The following is a 15,680-nucleotide window of genomic DNA, read 5'->3' on the forward strand; positions in this document are numbered from 1 at the left end:
TGAATTTCGAGACAACGTCTTCAAATTTTTCACCACAACGCTACCGGATATAGCGGACTCGCTGATGTCTAGAATTAACGACCATTTTCAGGTGCTAAAAACTGCATCTTGAAGTTTCTTGGGTATATATAATAATAGCCTCCCTATTTTCCACTTAAATATAAAGGGTGCCTGAGAACCAAGTCATAACAACATCTCAAAAGGCGGGAGTAAAAACCTCCCGCCGAAGGTTGCCTTACCTGTCGCTGGATTCGTAAGCCATGATTGCCGCAACCTCTGTATTACCTCGTTTGATATGGAGTTTACAGATTGAACCCCTGGTTATCCACGTGAATATAAGTAATGTCACACAAATAATGATCAAACTAAATATTGCGATTTTTTGCGGCTTCATCGCCTTCTCTCCTTGCTTTTTTTCAGGTAAGAGGCTAGCCTTATGTTGTCATGCATAGGAACAGCCTCATTTCGATTTATAGTCGGATGGGGCTTTTCTCTTTCTGCCTGGAACATAATGCTTAAGACAGAAAGTCTCAAGCACCCGGAGGCAGTATACTTTTATTCATCTAAGATGCAAGATATTGAAAATATTTATTATGGTCACGTAATACCTTCGAATTAAATTAGCCAGCTAGTCAAGCTATTAATAAGAAAAGGAAAGAATGGTGGAGGTGGAATATATAGATAAAATTGTTTCTTAATACGTTTAATTAATTGCGTCGATTAAATAGAAACTCTATTTGCATATATAATAATAGCCCCCCTATTTTCCACTTAAATATAAAGGGTGCCTGAGAACCAAGTCATAACAACATCTAAAAGGGCGGGAGTAAAAACCTCCCGCCGAAGGTTGCCTTACCTGTCGCTGGATTCGTAAGCCATGATTGTCGCAACCTCTGTATTACCTCGTTTGATATGGAGTTTACAGATTGAACCCCTGGTTATCCACGTGAATATGAGTAATGTCACACAAATAATGATCAAACTAAATATTGCGATTTTTTGCGGCTTCATCGCCTTCTCTCCTTGCTTTTTACTAGGTAAGAGGCTAGCCTTATGTTGTTGACCATAGGAGTAGCCTCATTTCGATTTATAGTCGGATGGGGCTTTTCTCTTTCTGCCTGAAACATAATTCTTACTTAGAACATAATGCTCAAGACAGAAAGTCTCAAGCACCCGGAGGCAGTATACGTTTATTCGCATGAGAATCAAGATCTTGAAAATATTTATTATGGTCACGTAATACCTTCGAATTAAATTAGCAAGTTAGTAAAATTATTAATAAAAAGGGAATAAATGTTGAAAATGGAATATATAGATAAAATTGTTTTTTAATGCATTTGATTAATTAAATAGAAAATATATAATAACAACCTCTATTTTACATCTCCGGTTAACGATGTTGCACTTATTATGTGAATCCAAGAATGGCAGAGTTTCAGTAGCTTTAATTTATGCTTAATGCCGCTTAAATATGAAGGGTGCCTGAGAACCAAGTCATAACAACATCTAAAAGGGCGGGAGTAAAAACCTCCCGCCGAAGGTTGCCTTACCTGTCGCTGGATTCGTAAGCCATGATTGCCGCAACCTCTGTATTACCTCGTTTGATATGGAGTTTACAGATTGAACCCCTTGTTATCCACGTGAATATGAGTAATGTCACACAAATAATGATCAAACTAAATATTGCGATTTTTTGCGGCTTCATAGCCTTCTCTCCTTGCTTTTTATCAGGTAAGAGGCTAGCCTTACGTTGCTAGGCATAGGAGTAGCCTCATTTCGATTTATAGTCGGATGGGGCTTTTCTCTTTCTGCCTGGAACATAATGCTCAAGACAGAAAGTCTCAAGCACCCGGAGGCAGTATACTTTTATTCATATAAGATGCAAGATATTGAAAATATTTATTATTGTCACGTAATACCTTCAAATTAAATTAGCCAGCCAGTCAAACTATTAATAAAAAGGGAAGAAATGTTGAAAATGGAATATATAGATTAAATTGTTTCTTAATGCGTTTAATTAATTGCGTCGATTAAATAGAAATTTAATTTGCATATACAATAATAGCAATCCCCATTCTTTATCTCCGGTTAACGATGTCAATTTTGTTTGACTGCTATGTCTGACTGCTATTTTCATACCGGTGAAGGAGTCATTCTCCGGTGTGTCTGAAAACTCACATTAAATTGGTATTTCTAATGAACTTTTTGTGCTTTTGTTTTACGCCAATAAGTAAAAGATAGCACAATTGATCAAACTAATAATTTATAGATAAAACAGTAAATTAAAGAGATACCTTCATATGAAATGAACATAAATTATCGTATTCGAATAAAATTTAACCTTGTTAAGGTATATCCTCTTAAAACAAATGGTTGAAGTGATAAAGGTTATCATTACCATTATACGGAAGGAGAGCACTCCGATAACGGCGGCAAAAATAGCTATAGAACAAATGTGAGGCCAACTATGACAAACAGTGTTGAAACCTTTTCTCTAAATGAGACCGCATGGCAAGGAATTACCATCACCACGAGAGCCGCAGCGCAGATCCTAAAGTTGATGCAGCAAAACCCACAAAGCAAAGGATTATATCTGGGGGTTAAGCAGTCAGGATGTGCCGGCTTTGGCTATGTGTTTGAGATGGTTAACGAACCCGCGCCTGATGATCTAAGGTATGAAAATGAAGGCGCGTGTCTATATGTCCCTTTGAAAGCCATGCCCTTTATTGATGGTACTGAAGTGGATTTTGTTCGTGAAGGTTTAAATCAGATATTTAAATTCAATAATCCAAAAGCACAACATGCCTGTGGGTGTGGTGAAAGCTTTGGTATATAAGTGTACCAATATATGTCTCAGAGCAATGTAGAAATCAGCGATGATGTGCAGACTTGGCTTAGCGATCATCGCTATAAAGAAGGCTTCTTCACTCAGGTGGCGACGGATGAGTTGGCTAAAGGTTTGAGTGAAGAAGTTGTGCGGGCTATTTCCGCAAAACGCAATGAACCCGAATGGATGCTGGAATTTCGGTTGGAGGCTTATCGCCATTGGTTAGGAATGGAAGAGCCTCATTGGTTGAAAGCCAATTATCCCAATCTTGACTATCAGGATTACAGTTACTATTCAGCACCTTCATGTGGTGCTTGTGATGATAGTTGCAATTCACAATCTGGTGCTATTCAAGAGGCAGGAGCGGAGCAAGTTAATAGCTATTTAACCGCGGAAATTGAAGAAGCGTTTGGTAAGTTGGGTGTTCCTGTACGGGAAGGTGAAGCGGTTGCGGTAGACGCTATTTTTGACTCCGTTTCTGTTTCAACCACCTATCGGGATAAGTTAGCGAAAGAAGGGATTGTTTTCTGTTCATTTAGTGAAGCGATACAGGAATATCCTGGATTGGTCCGTAAATACCTCGGCAGTGTGGTTGCAAGCCACGATAACTTTTTTGCCGCGTTGAATGCCGCGGTGGCTTCTGATGGTACTTTTGTTTATGTGCCAAAGGGCGTTCGATGCCCAATGGAGTTATCCACCTATTTTCGTATCAACGCTGCGAAAACGGGACAATTTGAGCGCACTATCCTGATTGCTGATGAAGGCAGTTATGTCAGCTATATAGAAGGATGCTCCGCGCCGGTGCGTGATAGTTATCAACTTCATGCCGCTGTTGTCGAAGTGATTATCCATAAAGACGCCGAAGTGAAATATTCCACGGTACAAAACTGGTTCTCAGGTGGCGACAGTACAGGAGGGATTCTCAACTTTGTCACTAAAAGAGCGTTATGCGAAGGCGAAAATGCCAAGATGTCTTGGACGCAATCGGAAACAGGTTCCGCAATTACCTGGAAATATCCCAGTGTGATCTTGAAAGGAGATAACTCGATTGGCGAATTTTTCTCCGTTGCTCTGACTAACGGTACTCAACAGGCAGATACCGGCACCAAGATGATCCACATTGGCCGTAACACTAAATCGACCATCATTTCAAAGGGCATTTCTGCCGGTCGTAGTCAGAATAGTTATCGTGGGCTGGTCAAAATATTACCGGGAGCAGAAAACGCCCGTAACTATACCCAATGTGACTCCATGTTGATTGGTACTGAATGTGGCGCGCATACATTCCCTTATATAGAAGTACAGAACAATACGGCGCAACTGGAGCATGAAGCGACAACCTCTCGCATTGGTGAAGATCAATTGTTCTATTGTTTGCAACGTGGCATCAGTGAAGATGATGCGATTTCCATGATTGTTAATGGATTCTGTAAGGATGTGTTCTCTGAACTTCCCCTTGAATTTGCCGTTGAAGCACAAAAATTGCTGGCGATCAGCCTTGAACACAGCGTCGGATGAGCTTTCCCTGTTTCCCTTTTTTATGACAGAACGTTAAGTCGTTCGAAGGCATGTAATATGTTAAGTATTAAAAATTTACGAGTTAGCGTTGAAGGTAATGAAATCTTAAAAGGATTAAACCTTGAAGTTAAACCGGGTGAAATTCACGCCATTATGGGGCCGAATGGTTCCGGTAAAAGTACATTATCAGCGACGTTAGCTGGCCGTGAAGAGTATGAAATTGATGATGGTGAAATCACCTTTAAAGGTAAAGATTTACTTGGATTTGAACCGGAAGAACGAGCCGGGGAGGGGATTTTCCTGGCTTTTCAATATCCGGTGGAAATTCCGGGCGTCAGTAATCAATTTTTCCTGCAAACCGCAGTGAATGCTGTCCGCCAGTATCGCCGTCAGGAGCCGCTGGATCGCTTTGATTTTGCCGATTTTATCGAAGAAAAAATTGAATTGTTGGATATGCCGCCGGATTTGCTGACTCGTTCAGTCAATGTCGGCTTTTCCGGTGGCGAGAAAAAACGTAATGATATTCTGCAAATGGCCGCGCTGGAGCCGACGCTTTGTATTCTGGATGAGACAGATTCAGGGCTGGATATTGATGCATTGAAAATTGTGGCTAATGGCGTGAACTCTTTACGTGATCCAAACCGCTCATTCATTATTGTGACCCATTACCAACGTATTTTGGATTATGTGACGCCCGATTTTGTGCATGTACTTTATCAAGGACGAATTATTAAATCCGGTGATTTCAGTTTGGCGAAAAAGTTGGAGGAGCAAGGTTATGGCTGGCTTATTGACCAACAGTGAAAAAGCTGAACAGGTGCGGCAGGTTGCAGAACGTAACCAGCAAGCATTAGCACGTTTTGCAAATTTATATCGTTGTCGTCATGGTGAGGATTCATCGCATGCCAGTTTGCATTGGCAACGAGTCGCTCAAACCGGCTTTCCCCAATTCAGGCATGAAGATTGGCGTTATACTCCGCTGGATAAATTGTTAAATCAGCAATACAGCAGCAAAACTTGGGAATTGACAGTAGCACAATGTGAACAACTGGCGATTCCAATGGATTGTTGGCGTGTCGTTATGGTGGATGGTTGTTTTTCACCTTTACTGAGTTCCTGTGAATTTGGACCCTATCAGCTCAATTTACTGGATAATAAAAGTGGGCTTCCGGCACCGGTACAGGGTGAGATTTTTCTGCATTTGACAGAGAGTTTGGCTCAACAGCCTTTGGTTATTACGTTAAAGGCTGGACAAGTGGCAGAAAAACCCTTGTATCTGTTGAATATAACCAGTGGTCATGGTAGCGAAGAATTGAATACCAGTCATTACCGCTACCATATTGCCGTAGGCACGAATGCGAGTGCCAGCGTGATCGAACATTTCGCCAGTATTGATGGACAGCAACCCCATATGACAGGAAGCCGATTAACTGCGGAGGTGGGGGACAATGCTCATTTTTCCCATATAAAATTGGGGGTTGAGAATAGTGCGAGTTATCACTTTGCACATAACGATATTGTGATTGGTCGTGATGCTCAAGTAAAAAGCACCAGCTTTTTATTGGGTTCTGGGCTTGGCCGACACAATACCAGTGTTAAGTTGAATGGCGAAGGGGCCAATCTGTCGTTGAATAGTTTACTGTTGCCACAAGGAAAAGAGGTCGCCGATACTCGTACTTATTTGGAACATAATAAAGGGCATTGTGAAAGTCGTCAGTTGCATAAAACCATTGTGATGGATCAGAGCAAAGCGGTATTTAACGGCATGATCAAAGTGGCGCCTCATGCATTGAAAACTGACGGACAAATGACCAATAACAATTTGTTGCTAGGTAAACAGGCAGAAGTGGATACCAAGCCCCAACTGGAAATTTACGCTGATGATGTGAAATGCAGTCATGGTGCGACCGTTGGTCGGATAGATGAAGAACAACTGTTTTATCTGCAATCACGCGGTATCAACCGACATGATGCAGAGCATATGATGGTATTTGCTTTTGCTGCTGAACTGACTGAATCTATTGCAGATGAATCCCTGAAAAGCGCGGTGATGAAACATATTAAGCACCGCTTAGCGGGGGTGGAAAAATGACTTTTTCTGTAAAAAAGGTGCGACAAGATTTTCCGGTATTAGCTCAACAGGTTAATGGACATCCACTGGTTTATCTTGATAGTGCAGCCAGTGCTCAGAAGCCGGTTTCGGTTATTGAACGAGAAAGTGAATTTTGTTCACACCAGTATGCGTCAGTTCACCGGGGAATTCATACCCTGAGTTCTGCGGCTACTCGGATGGTTGAAAATGTGCGTCGCCAAATGGCGCAATTTATTCATGCTCGAAGTGATGAAGAGATTGTGTTCGTCAAAGGTACGACGGAAGGGATTAACCTGGTTGCTAACAGTTATGGCCGCAAATTTATCAATAGCGGCGATAATATCGTTATTACTGAAATGGAGCATCATGCCAATATCGTTCCGTGGTATATGCTGGCGGAACAGATTGGTTTTGAAATCAGAATATGGCCGTTGAATGAGAATGGCGAATTGGATCAAGCAATTTTAGCCTCTTTGATTGATTCACGTACTAAATTACTCTCTTTCACTCACCTTTCTAATGTGCTTGGCGCCGTGAATCCTGTACGTCAAATCATCAAACAGGCAAGAAAACTGGCTAATGAGCAGGGAAGTCGGTTACATATTTTGGTCGATGGCGCTCAAGCCATTATGCATAAGAAAGTTGATGTGCAGGATCTGGACTGCGATTTTTATGTTTTTTCCAGCCACAAATTATATGGTCCAACAGGCATTGGTGTGCTTTATGGGCGTAAATCCCTGCTGGATGCTATGCCGCCTTGGGAAGGGGGGGGCGCGATGATAAAACAAGTTAGCCTGCAAAAGGGGATAACCTATGCAGAGCCGCCGTGGCGATTTGAGGCGGGAACCCCAAATATTACGGGAATTATTGGGCTTGGCGCTGCTGTCGATTATGTCACTTCACTTGGGTTGGATGAAATTCAGCAATATGAACAGGCACTAATGGATTATGCAATGGCACGGTTGAAAGAGGTCAGAACCCTGAAATTGTATGGTCCTGAGCGACGTCAGGGGGTTATTGCGTTCAACCTTGGTCGGCACCATGCTTATGATGTGGGAAGTTTTCTTGATCAATATGGAATAGCGATCCGTACCGGACATCATTGCGCCCTTCCTTTGATGGAGCATTATCACGTTTCCAGTATGTGTAGGGCGTCATTGGCGATTTATACTACGCAAGAAGATATTGATGCGCTTGTTGTTGCATTGCGGCGAATAGAACAGTTACTGGGTTGACCTGGTATAGATCAAAAGAGTGTAAGGAAAAAGTCATGGCAAGTTTGCCCGACACAAATAAGTTGTTACGTAATTTTTCCCGTTGTCAGAACTGGGAAGAAAGATATCTCTATATGATTGAATTGGGGGCGAGGTTGGCTCCTCTTACTGACGAACAACGCCAACCTGAGAATTTAATCGCAGGTTGTCAGAGTCAGGTGTGGATACTGCTGAGAACGAATCACCAAAACAAAGTGGAATTTATTGGCGACAGTGATGCCGCTATTGTTAAAGGATTGGTTGCGATTGTCTTTATCCTGTTTCAGGATAAAACGCTCCAGGAGATTTTGGCTTTGGATGTGACTGAATATTTTGGAAAATTGTCTTTGGAGCAACATCTGACACCCTCACGCACGCAGGGGCTGCATGCGATGATATGCGCCATCCGAAATAGGGCAAGTAAAATGGTTTAAATACTAGTCTTACGAGTTTCTTTCACTACTGATAACATATACGGCCGATAAGGCTTCAACCTTTTACACTTAAATTTATTCGATAACCATTCAGAAGTCATTCCAGGAAGCAAGCATGAAACGAGTTTTAACGTTTATTGGCGTGTTATTGTTAAGTGGGCTAGCTAACATCGTTAGCGCCACAGAATATACTTTGCCAGCGGCCAATAGCCGTTTAATTGGCGAAAATGCGACATTGGTTGTACCCGATGATGGGCGTTCTTTGGAAGCCATTGCTGCCGAATATGAAATTGGTTTATTGGCAATGCTGGAAGCTAACCCTGGTACCGACCCTTATTTGCCTACTCCGGGTTCTGAACTGATTATTCCGTCACAAATGCTGTTGCCTGATACACCGAGGCAGGGGATTGTGATTAACCTTGCAGAACTCAGACTTTACTACTTCCCTAAAGGAAAAAATAAAGTCATCGTTTATCCGATTGGTATTGGGCAACTTGGTCGTAATACGCCAGTGATGACAACATCTGTCAGCCAGTTAATTAAAGATCCAACTTGGACGCCGACTAAGAATATCCGTAAACATTATGCTGAACAGGGGATTACCTTACCTGCGGTTGTTCCTGCTGGTCCTGAAAACCCAATGGGCTTATTTGCGTTGCGCTTAGCTGCCGGGCGCGGAGAATACTTGATCCACGGCACGAATGCTGATTTTGGTATCGGCATGCGGGTGAGTTCCGGTTGTATCCGTTTACGTCCTGATGATATTGAAACGTTATTCAACACTGTGCCCCGTGGAACGCGAGTACAAATTATCAATGAAGCGGTTAAGTATTCTATAGAACCAAATGGTGAGCGTTATATTGAAGTACACCAGCCGTTGTCTAAGAAAGAGTATGATGATCCACAGACATTACCTATTGTCCGATCAGTTGATTTGAACAAGTTCATTGATAATAGCAAAACGGATAAAAACATTGTTGAACAAGCGATAGTCCGCCGTTCTGGTATGCCGGTATTGGTAAGTAAAGGCATAGAACTTGAAACACAACAGGAGTTGCAGGAAGAGAATATCGTGAGGGTAGAGGATGATGTTAAAGGTGCTGAACAAGCAGTGAATAAAGATATATCTGAATCGTTTAAATTACCACCGTTATATCAGCCTGGGCCTATCTATCGGGAAAATTAATATTTTATTGCGGACAGGGAAGTCAGCAAATATTTATCTGACAGAATCCGATGATAAAAAACGGCGCACAGATAGACTGTGCGCCATTTTTGTACATAATTACAAAAAATTATTTTTTGTAGGAACGAACTTGATTATCCAGACGCTGATTCGCACGAGCTGCATCGTCTTTAGCGGCTTGAATGTCAGTACGTACTGCGTTCACGTCATTGCTCAGTTGATCAACTTTTGCATTCAGAGTCTGAATGTCAGAAGTCAATTGGTCAACTTTAGCAGTGCTTGAACAACCAGCCAACAGAGTAGAAGCCAGAACTACTGCACCCAGTACAATTTTAGTACGATTCATTATAATACCCTCTAGATTTAAGTTAATCTCCAAGTAGCCATGTAAGTATTACACAAAGTTTTTTAGAAAGAGAATAAATTTTTATCATGAAAACCAATTATTTCAATTTTTCTCTTTAACGAGTGGATAATTTTTATCTGAATGTAAAAAAACAAAACCGTTGAGTAACATTTTAATCAAAAAAAGCCTATTCCATGAGGGAATGATATTCTTCGAAATAATTTTAGTTAAAAATTCTTATAAATAAAAAATACAACAACCAGATCATCTTGCATCTATTGAATCATCAGGACATCTCTGTAAGGAAGCCATTTTTTATACATAAATTTAGGGGTTTTCTTAAAACAAATTTGTTAACTGAATCTTACTGTAGATGAACAACTTGACAATGTTCAGGTTGAATCCTAGGCTCAAATGCAAACTGGTAAGAGGAGTTTGTTATGTTAACTGATAAATCTAACGAATATTTTAACATCAACATTGACAACGGAGTCGCTCATTTACAACTCAGTCGTCCCGAAAAGGCAAATAGTTTGGCGCTTGGGTTCTGGAAAAGGTTTCCTGAGGCAATAGAGCAACTTAGTCGTTCAGGTGAAGTTCGGGCAATGGTGATCTCAGCACAAGGAAACACATTTTGTGGTGGGCTTGATCTGCAAATTTTTGCTTCTAGCAAAGAGGCTAATACGGCTAATCCTAATGAGCGGGAATCGATGCAGTTCAGCTTATTACAAATGCAGGAGGCGATAAGCGTATTGGAGCGTGCGCGATTCCCTGTTATTGCCGCGGTGCAAGGCGCCTGTCTTGGCGCAGGTTTTGACTTAATTGCCGCATGCGATTTTTGTTTTGCTGCTGAAAATGCGAAGTTTCGCATAGAAGAAACCAATATCGGTATGATGGCTGACTTAGGTATTCTTCAACGTTTGCAACATTTGATCCCTGGGGGTATGGCCCGCTATCTTGCCCTTACGGGAGATACGCTGAATGCGGCTCAAGCTCATGATTTGGGGCTGGTGGTAAAAGTATTCCCTTCTACAGAGGCATTAATCGAAGGCGCTCTCGCGACTGCCCGGCGTATTGCTGATCGGCCCCCAGTTGCCATTAACGGGATTAAACGAGCTATGATTTACAGCCGTGATCATGGTGTTTATGAATCGCTGCAACAAATAGCACTTTTGCAAGCTTCGATTTTTAGTCGCCAAGATATTCTGTGCTCGATTCAAGCGAAAGCGGCCGGAACAAAAAGTGAGTTCCAGAATTTAAGTGAAGTCGGTAAAGCTTTCGATGAACCATGATTAAGGAAAAGATATTGATGGCATACAAACCGTCGCGATGCATCTTGAAATCCATAGGGTATAGTGCTGTAAAATGCCATCATTGTTGAAGCTTAAGCCATTTTCTGACCGCAAGAAAACAGAGAATGGCAATCATTATCATTTCTGGCGAGGTTATAATTTTTACAAAAAAATCAACAAATTATATATATTAATAATATTCTTATTTATATAATTCTGATTTAAAATATCTAAGGCGTTGATAAAAGATTGTCTTTTTTTCATTTCATTTGACACTCTTAATTAATGTCTGGATTATAGAGATAATAGTTAATGATGAATTTTTTAATAATACTTCATTATAGATTACAATATTAGAAGATATGCTTTTGAGGCGTGAGTTAATATATTTTTCATTTCTATCAACTGAGCTTCTTGCATGTTGCGACTAAAATATGAAAACCAATAAAACTGAAGGATAATCTGTATTTACCGTTAGTTTTATGGATAGAGATCTAGGGTAGCGGCAATGCCAATGATATAAAAGATATCGAAAGAAGGAAGTAAAATAGAGCGTCTTATTATTTCATTTGAGTTAATGGTACTCGTTGTTTTTGAAATATATTTATATATGGTTATATATTCTGCCTGATTATTAAATCTGTTCTATTTAAAATGGGAGTTTTAAAAAATCAGAATTAAAAATGGTGATTTTAAATTTGTGGTTAATGGTAAATAAGATTATTTTGTCACTCATTTAGATAGATAAGATATAAATAAATTAGCAATTATAATTATTGGGAAGATAATTTGGTATTACATCAGTTGATGAAGAAAATCAGATAGTTAATGTTCTGAAATACCGCCATATTTGCGGTATCTCAGAAATAAAACAACTTATTAAATTAAAGTACGTGAACAGACGAGGTGTTGGTTGTGCCGCTTGGAACCAAGGCGCCGGATACCATAACCACGATTTCACCTTTCTCCGCCAGGCCACTGGCTAGTGCTGCTTCTTTACCAATGCGGTAGAAATCGTCGGTAGAGGCGATTTCTTTAACAATTTGGGTAGAAACGCCCTTAACAAGCAGTAATTGGCGGGCAGTCACTTCATTCGTGGTTAGTGCCAAAATAGGGGCGCCGGGGAAATACTTACGAATGGATTTGGCAGACTTACCGCCATAGGTTGCGACCACAATCAAAGGAGCTTCCAGTTTTTCTGCTGTTTCAACGGCGCCACGGCACACCGCTTCGGTTACGCGCAGATTACGGCAATTGACGGCTTCAATACGGCTTGGCATTACGCGGTCTGTACGTTCACAAATCGTTGCCATGATAGTCACTGCTTCTATTGGATATTTACCTTTTGCACTTTCACCAGAAAGCATAACTGCATCAGTACCATCCAAAATAGCGTTAGCGACGTCACCGGCTTCCGCACGGGTAGGGCGCGGGTTTTTAATCATGGAGTCGAGCATTTGAGTTGCAGTGATAACAACTTTGCGAGCGATGTTACATTTTTGAATCATCATCTTCTGGGCGAAGATTACTTCTTCTACCGGGATTTCAACGCCCAGATCACCACGGGCAACCATGATCCCGTCAGAAGCTTCCAGAATTTCATCAAAATTGTTCAGACCTTCCTGATTTTCAATTTTAGAGATGATTTGAATATTTTCACCGCCGTGCGCTTTCAGATGTTCACGGATTTCCAGAACATCGGAGCGTTTGCGGATAAAAGAAGCGGCGACGAAATCAACACTTTGCTGGCAACCAAAGATCAAATCTTGTTTATCTTTTTCAGCTAGGGCAGGCAGACTGATAGAAATACCCGGCAGGTTAACCCCTTTATTTTCACCTAAGTCACCATTGTTCAAAACTTGGCAAATGACCTCTGACTTAGTGACTTCTTTGACTGTCATGCCGATCAAACCGTCATCGACTAGCACGGTATTACCGGGAGCCAGATCCGCAGGGAAACCACTGTAAGTGACAGCTACACGGTCTTTATTACCGATAATGGAAGTGTCAGTGGTAAAAGTGAAGGTCTGACCAGCGGTTAGAGTGACATCATTACCGCCTTCCAGCTTCATGGTTCGAATTTCCGGGCCTTTGGTATCCAGCAAAATAGCGGCTTGTTTGCCTGTCTTAGCCATAACTGAACGGATATTTTGAATACGCTGGCCGTGCTCTTCATAGTCTCCATGTGAAAAGTTAAGGCGCATAACATTCATGCCGGCATTCAACAGTTCGGTCAGTTTTTCTTCGGATTCTGTTTTTGGCCCGATAGTACAAACAATTTTGGTTTTTTTCATGACAATCTATCTACAGGTTTTAATTGGATAAAATAGTGAAACCGCCAACTTTATGGTTTGCGCAGATACCATATAGTGTTGAATGTTGCGCAACATCATTAAGGACAGGTGGCGGGGAAGACATGCGGTGCTTTTTGTGCAAGGTTAGGCACATGTAATTATGTGAGTTTATACATACGATTAATCTATAACTTTTCAGTGTTCGGCAAACTAATGAGCTGAAACCATTCAACTGTAAATTGCGCCGTATTATAGAGACTTATTTCTGTGAAATGAATCGAAAAATGATTATGTGAATTAATTATAACGATAATCTGGAAAAATGGGGCAGATCTTAACAAAGAGGAGTTATGACTCATTGCGGAAACTGCTTGTAAACAGCTAACAGTGTATTTTGACGCAGCAAGCAGATTGAGTACAACCAAGAGATAATAAAAGCAAGAAAAGAGATTTGTAGACTTGGTGCGTCCGAGTGGACTCGAACCACCGACCCCCACCATGTCAAGGTGGTGCTCTAACCAACTGAGCTACGGACGCACTAATAAGATTATGTTATCAACCAAACAATATTAACCAAATAATATTAATCAAATAATTGGTGCGTCCGAGTGGACTCGAACCACCGACCCCCACCATGTCAAGGTGGTGCTCTAACCAACTGAGCTACGGACGCAATCTAAATTGCATTGGCGACAACGGGGACGAATATTAGCGGCGAGTTAGCCTTCTGGCAAGGGAATAATACAAATTATTGTTTAACTGTTCGTATTTGCATCTACATACAGTGAATTTGTCGCTTATTCCACCAATTAAGTATTCGTCCCCGGCTTTATAGAAAATAAATCAGCGAGTTGAGCGTTGTAAAACTATCTCATCTGGCTGTTTTTGTATCCACAAAATGCGGGTAAATACCATCACTGCTGATGCAGTCAGGCCAATAATAAAGCCAATCCAGAACCCTTGCGGCCCCATAGCGGGTACGAAATAGTCAGTTAATCCCAGAATGTAACCGCTTGGCAGCCCCAAAATCCAGTAAGCGATAAAAGTGATATAAAAGATAGAACGCGTATCTTTATATCCACGTAAAACACCAGCCCCTACAACCTGTACGGCATCAGATAATTGATAAAGCGCGGCAAATAACATCAGATTCGATGCCATGATGATAACTTCAGGATTGTCGTTATACATCAAAGCGATCGGCTCTCGCAGAATAATAGAAAAAGCTGCGGTTAAACAAGCAAATACCAAACCAACCATAATTCCGGTATAGGCTGATATCCGGGCGTTATCGGTAGACTTTTGTCCTAAATTGTAGCTCACGCGGATAGTGGTTGCCGCAGCTAAAGATATTGGGAACATAAACATTAATGATCCGAAATTTTGTGCGATTTGATGCCCTGCGACAGCAGTAATGCCTAAAGGAGAGATCAGCAATGCCACTATGGCAAATAGGGTAATTTCAAAAAACATCGCCATCGCAATAGGAAAACCGAGAGCTGAAATACGTTTCAGAGTATGCCAATCTGGTGCGGCAAAACGATGTTTAGGGCGGATATCTTTTTGTGATGACGAATGTTTCACATACCAACGCATGAGTAAGAACATGGCCCAGTAAACACTAGCGGTTGCGACGCCGCAACCAACGCCACCCAAAGCGGGCGCGCCGAATTTACCGTAAATGAGTATGTAGTTAATTGGAATATTAATCAGCAATCCTAAAAAACTAATAACCATGCCTGGTTTGGTTTTCGATAAACCTTCACATTGATTACGCAGCACATGATAAAACAGGAAGCCTGGCGCACCCCACATGATTGCGTGGATAAATCCAACTGCTTTTTCGGCTAAAAGTGGATCTATATTATGTTGCCTGTCAATCAGGAATTTGCTGTTGTATAAAATAGCGATAATGATAATGGAGAGGAAAATCGCTAACCAAAATCCTTGCTGAGTTTGGTTAGCAATGAGATTCCTGCGTCCAGAGCCATTCATTTGCGCAATAATGGGTGTTAAAGCTAATAGTAAGCCGTAACCAAATAAAATAACTGGCAGCCAGATAGAGGTGCCAACGGCAACCGCAGACATATCGGTTGCACTGACGCTACCCGCCATAACGGTATCCACAACTCCCATTGCAGTTTGGGAAAATTGGGCAATAATGACGGGGATCCCTAGAGCGAGCAAACTACGCGCTTCTTTTAAATACTTCTGCACGCATCACACCTTATTTTAAAAGTAGAAAATATTAAGAAAAACGCCTGTATATAAGAAACGATTTTCGAAAAATCAACCGTTTACTAACCGGGGTATTGTATCTATTTGATACTATATTACAACAATCATGCTGAGTTTATATTCAAATGTTTAGGTGGTATTTATCAATGACAACTTGATATAAACTAATTAATAATTATACACAGTCATTAAGAGGTTCT

General features: G+C 41.2%; 14 protein-coding genes, 2 tRNA genes and 1 pseudogene. 9 read left to right on the forward strand and 8 right to left on the reverse strand.

Features of this window, described 5'->3' with window-relative positions; translation table 11 throughout:
- Positions 1-112, forward strand: a pseudogene (locus tag EAE92_RS15065) (IS630 family transposase); the annotation flags it as partial.
- Positions 113-235: 123 nt separating this feature from the next.
- Here EAE92_RS15065 and EAE92_RS15070 read toward each other — a convergent pair.
- From EAE92_RS15070 to EAE92_RS15080, 3 genes are all read right to left on the reverse strand, one after another.
- A complete protein-coding gene (locus EAE92_RS15070) occupies positions 236-394 on the reverse strand; it encodes a Hok/Gef family protein (protein WP_071824117.1) in 159 nt (52 codons plus the stop codon).
- Between the two features lie 458 nt (positions 395-852).
- Positions 853-1,011 carry a Hok/Gef family protein gene (locus EAE92_RS15075; RefSeq protein WP_214068647.1) on the reverse strand — a complete coding sequence of 53 codons (159 nt, stop codon included), beginning with the start codon at positions 1,009-1,011 and terminating at the stop codon, positions 853-855.
- Between the two features lie 535 nt (positions 1,012-1,546).
- Positions 1,547-1,705: a Hok/Gef family protein gene (locus tag EAE92_RS15080; protein ID WP_071824117.1), complete on the reverse strand. Its 159-nt coding sequence runs from the start codon at positions 1,703-1,705 to the stop codon at positions 1,547-1,549.
- 762 nt (positions 1,706-2,467) lie between these two features.
- Here EAE92_RS15080 and sufA point away from each other — a divergent pair.
- The 7 genes from sufA (at position 2,468) to EAE92_RS15115 (ending at position 9,310) form a co-directional block, all read left to right on the forward strand.
- Positions 2,468-2,836 (forward strand): Fe-S cluster assembly scaffold SufA, encoded by a 369-nt coding sequence (gene sufA / locus EAE92_RS15085; RefSeq protein WP_214068648.1) that lies wholly within the window; start codon positions 2,468-2,470, stop codon positions 2,834-2,836.
- A gap of 12 nt (positions 2,837-2,848) precedes the next feature.
- Positions 2,849-4,345: a Fe-S cluster assembly protein SufB gene (sufB, locus tag EAE92_RS15090; RefSeq protein WP_214068649.1), complete on the forward strand. Its 1,497-nt coding sequence runs from the start codon at positions 2,849-2,851 to the stop codon at positions 4,343-4,345.
- A 57-nt stretch (positions 4,346-4,402) separates the two neighbouring features.
- Entirely contained in the window at positions 4,403-5,149 is a 747-nt protein-coding gene (gene sufC, locus EAE92_RS15095) for a Fe-S cluster assembly ATPase SufC (protein ID WP_214068650.1), read from the forward strand.
- Positions 5,124-6,437: a Fe-S cluster assembly protein SufD gene (gene sufD, locus EAE92_RS15100; RefSeq protein ID WP_214068651.1), complete on the forward strand. Its 1,314-nt coding sequence runs from the start codon at positions 5,124-5,126 to the stop codon at positions 6,435-6,437. Before sufC ends, sufD begins: the two co-directional genes overlap by 26 nt.
- Positions 6,434-7,672 carry a cysteine desulfurase SufS gene (gene sufS, locus EAE92_RS15105; protein WP_214068652.1) on the forward strand — a complete coding sequence of 413 codons (1,239 nt, stop codon included), beginning with the start codon at positions 6,434-6,436 and terminating at the stop codon, positions 7,670-7,672. Before sufD ends, sufS begins: the two co-directional genes overlap by 4 nt.
- Positions 7,673-7,707: 35 nt before the next feature.
- Positions 7,708-8,124 carry a cysteine desulfuration protein SufE gene (gene sufE, locus EAE92_RS15110; RefSeq protein WP_214068653.1) on the forward strand — a complete coding sequence of 139 codons (417 nt, stop codon included), beginning with the start codon at positions 7,708-7,710 and terminating at the stop codon, positions 8,122-8,124.
- A gap of 115 nt (positions 8,125-8,239) precedes the next feature.
- Positions 8,240-9,310, forward strand: coding sequence for a L,D-transpeptidase family protein (locus tag EAE92_RS15115; RefSeq protein ID WP_214068654.1), 1,071 nt, complete (start codon positions 8,240-8,242; stop codon positions 9,308-9,310).
- Positions 9,311-9,419: 109 nt separating this feature from the next.
- Here the strand turns inward: EAE92_RS15115 and EAE92_RS15120 are convergent, their stop codons facing one another.
- Positions 9,420-9,656: a major outer membrane lipoprotein gene (locus EAE92_RS15120; RefSeq protein ID WP_036805405.1), complete on the reverse strand. Its 237-nt coding sequence runs from the start codon at positions 9,654-9,656 to the stop codon at positions 9,420-9,422.
- Between the two features lie 440 nt (positions 9,657-10,096).
- On the opposite strand from EAE92_RS15120, the gene EAE92_RS15125 reads away from it, so the two are divergent.
- A complete protein-coding gene (locus EAE92_RS15125) occupies positions 10,097-10,948 on the forward strand; it encodes an enoyl-CoA hydratase-related protein (RefSeq protein WP_214068655.1) in 852 nt (283 codons plus the stop codon).
- An 884-nt stretch (positions 10,949-11,832) separates the two neighbouring features.
- Here EAE92_RS15125 and pykF read toward each other — a convergent pair.
- From pykF to EAE92_RS15145, 4 genes are all read right to left on the reverse strand, one after another.
- The gene (gene pykF / locus EAE92_RS15130; RefSeq protein WP_214068656.1) at positions 11,833-13,242 is read right to left on the reverse strand and encodes a pyruvate kinase PykF; all 1,410 of its coding nucleotides are present in this window, start codon (positions 13,240-13,242) and stop codon (positions 11,833-11,835) included.
- A 460-nt stretch (positions 13,243-13,702) separates the two neighbouring features.
- Positions 13,703-13,779 (reverse strand) — tRNA-Val (locus EAE92_RS15135).
- Between the two features lie 59 nt (positions 13,780-13,838).
- Positions 13,839-13,915, reverse strand: a tRNA-Val gene (locus EAE92_RS15140).
- 170 nt (positions 13,916-14,085) lie between these two features.
- Positions 14,086-15,459: an MATE family efflux transporter gene (locus tag EAE92_RS15145; RefSeq protein ID WP_214068657.1), complete on the reverse strand. Its 1,374-nt coding sequence runs from the start codon at positions 15,457-15,459 to the stop codon at positions 14,086-14,088.
- Between the last annotated feature and the right edge of the window lie 221 nt (positions 15,460-15,680).

Source organism: Photorhabdus hainanensis, from assembly GCF_018448965.1.
In the GTDB taxonomy this organism is placed as follows: domain Bacteria; phylum Pseudomonadota; class Gammaproteobacteria; order Enterobacterales; family Enterobacteriaceae; genus Photorhabdus; species Photorhabdus akhurstii.

Excerpts from the sequence above, each read along its gene's own strand:
- EAE92_RS15070 (WP_071824117.1), bottom strand. The coding sequence starts at position 394 with ATGAAGCCGCAAAAAATCGCAATATTTAGTTTGATCATTATTTGTGTG.
- EAE92_RS15075 (WP_214068647.1), bottom strand. The coding sequence starts at position 1,011 with ATGAAGCCGCAAAAAATCGCAATATTTAGTTTGATCATTATTTGTGTG.
- EAE92_RS15080 (WP_071824117.1), bottom strand. The coding sequence starts at position 1,705 with ATGAAGCCGCAAAAAATCGCAATATTTAGTTTGATCATTATTTGTGTG.
- sufA (WP_214068648.1), top strand. The coding sequence starts at position 2,468 with ATGACAAACAGTGTTGAAACCTTTTCTCTAAATGAGACCGCATGGCAA.
- sufB (WP_214068649.1), top strand. The coding sequence starts at position 2,849 with ATGTCTCAGAGCAATGTAGAAATCAGCGATGATGTGCAGACTTGGCTT.
- sufC (WP_214068650.1), top strand. The coding sequence starts at position 4,403 with ATGTTAAGTATTAAAAATTTACGAGTTAGCGTTGAAGGTAATGAAATC.
- sufD (WP_214068651.1), top strand. The coding sequence starts at position 5,124 with ATGGCTGGCTTATTGACCAACAGTGAAAAAGCTGAACAGGTGCGGCAG.
- sufS (WP_214068652.1), top strand. The coding sequence starts at position 6,434 with ATGACTTTTTCTGTAAAAAAGGTGCGACAAGATTTTCCGGTATTAGCT.
- sufE (WP_214068653.1), top strand. The coding sequence starts at position 7,708 with ATGGCAAGTTTGCCCGACACAAATAAGTTGTTACGTAATTTTTCCCGT.
- EAE92_RS15115 (WP_214068654.1), top strand. The coding sequence starts at position 8,240 with ATGAAACGAGTTTTAACGTTTATTGGCGTGTTATTGTTAAGTGGGCTA.
- EAE92_RS15120 (WP_036805405.1), bottom strand. The coding sequence starts at position 9,656 with ATGAATCGTACTAAAATTGTACTGGGTGCAGTAGTTCTGGCTTCTACT.
- EAE92_RS15125 (WP_214068655.1), top strand. The coding sequence starts at position 10,097 with ATGTTAACTGATAAATCTAACGAATATTTTAACATCAACATTGACAAC.
- pykF (WP_214068656.1), bottom strand. The coding sequence starts at position 13,242 with ATGAAAAAAACCAAAATTGTTTGTACTATCGGGCCAAAAACAGAATCC.